This window comes from Pseudomonas agarici, assembly GCF_900109755.1.
GTDB classification, from domain to species: domain Bacteria; phylum Pseudomonadota; class Gammaproteobacteria; order Pseudomonadales; family Pseudomonadaceae; genus Aquipseudomonas; species Aquipseudomonas agarici.
This window is the reverse complement of the sequence record NZ_FOAR01000069.1, coordinates 1-1,434: the sequence shown is the minus strand read 5'-3', so window position 1 is coordinate 1,434 and position 1,434 is coordinate 1. Positions and strand designations below refer to the sequence as shown.

General features: G+C 56.8%; 2 protein-coding genes. Both read left to right on the top strand.

The genetic code is table 11. The features are described from left to right. Positions 1 to 462 (top strand): DUF2345 domain-containing protein (locus BMX68_RS24975; RefSeq protein ID WP_143063372.1); only part of this gene is annotated, 462 nt, incomplete at its 5' end. Continuing rightward, positions 455 to 1,345: a DUF4123 domain-containing protein gene (locus tag BMX68_RS24970; protein WP_157214209.1), complete on the top strand. Its 891-nt coding sequence runs from the start codon at positions 455 to 457 to the stop codon at positions 1,343 to 1,345. The genes BMX68_RS24975 and BMX68_RS24970, both read left to right, overlap by 8 nt. Positions 1,346 to 1,434 lie beyond the last annotated feature (89 nt).

The following is a 1,434-nucleotide window of genomic DNA, read 5'->3' as shown; positions in this document are numbered from 1 at the left end:
ACGGCGCAAGGCCACACCGCCTTTCTGGCTGGCGAGGGCTTGGTGCTGTTCACCCAAGGCGACAGTGGCGCCGAGCGCCCGGTGGCCAACACCGGAATCACCCTGCATGCGGCGACGGGGGCGATCAGCCTGCAAGCGCAGAGTGACAAGGTCAGTGTGGCGGCGCAGGGGGATATCCGCCTGATCAGTACCCAGGCGGGCGCGCAGGTGGAGGGCAAAAGCCATGTGCTGTTGAGCGCCCAGGGCGCGGCGATCAAGTTGAGCGGCGGGAATATTGAAATCACAGCGCCGGGGGCCGTGACATTCAAGGCACAGCAGCATGTGTTGCTTGAGCCAAAAAGCGGCATTTCTGTTCCGAGAATACTGGGTAAGGGGCAGTTGACTGGCTGCGAGTTCAAAGAGGGCGGTGCGGACTTGTCGGGCGCATCTGTTGTTGAAAGCAAGGGGAATGCTCATGGCTGAGGCTCAGATAGAGGGTATCAAAGCGACGCTGTTTAACGAGGTGGCGTTATATCCCAATACCTACGTGTTAGTGGACATGGGGTGTCCTCATCCTTTGGATGAACTGGTGAAAGACCGTGGGCAGGAAGATTTTGCGTATCTGAGGCATGCCGATTTTGCGGATTGCCCTGAAAAAGCACCGCTGCTGATAAGGCTGGAGGGGCGCCACGATCCCGTGCTGGATGTCAGCGTCGAGTTTTCGGCCCATCAAACCATGAGCGATGACTGTCGCCTGAGGCAAGTCGGAGGGTGGTTGTTCTCATCATTGTCTACCCATGAGCTGGCCAGTCTATTGAGCTCAAAGCTCAAGCTGCTGCATGGCAGCGGTAGAGCCCGCTTGCGTTTTTATGACCCCAGGGTGATGGCGCAACTCCCCTTCATTTTCGATAGGCCGCAGTGGATGCAGTTGGAGAGTGGTGTCGAGCAATGGTTCTTTTTGAATGAAGGATTGCAGTTGCAGCAAACGGTGCATGCCTCGCCGACGCCGACCCGTCGGTCCACGTTCCTGGTCAATACCGAGCAGCGGTCGGCGTTACACCGAATGGAAGTGGTGAGCGTGGCCATTCATCTACTCAAAACCCTGGGCTGTCCGTATGAGCCTGACTGGATTGAACGGATTCACTCACTGATCCAGCGCTCGATCAAACAAGGTTTTACGGAGAAAACCGAACAGGTCGCTTTTGCTGTTTTCGGCATTTGGCTGTCCCCCGGCTTTGATCGCCATCCAGGGATTCGCCCGGTCTTGGATGAGGCGCGCACAGCTGAGCTCGGTTTTTGCCAAGCCATGGGGCGTGTAGACGAAGAGGTGTTGCGGCAGATCAACTATGGAGTCGTTTCCTCATGAGCAACCCAATCATCGATCTTGTGATGAAATCCGTGGTGCCGGGTGCCTCTGGTCAATGTCCTTTCTGCGAAAAGCAGGGCTTGTTGATC

What these genes read in the sequence shown, in the direction of transcription:
- BMX68_RS24970 (WP_157214209.1), top strand. Translation starts at nt 455, where the DNA reads ATGGCTGAGGCTCAGATAGAGGGTATCAAAGCGACGCTGTTTAACGAG.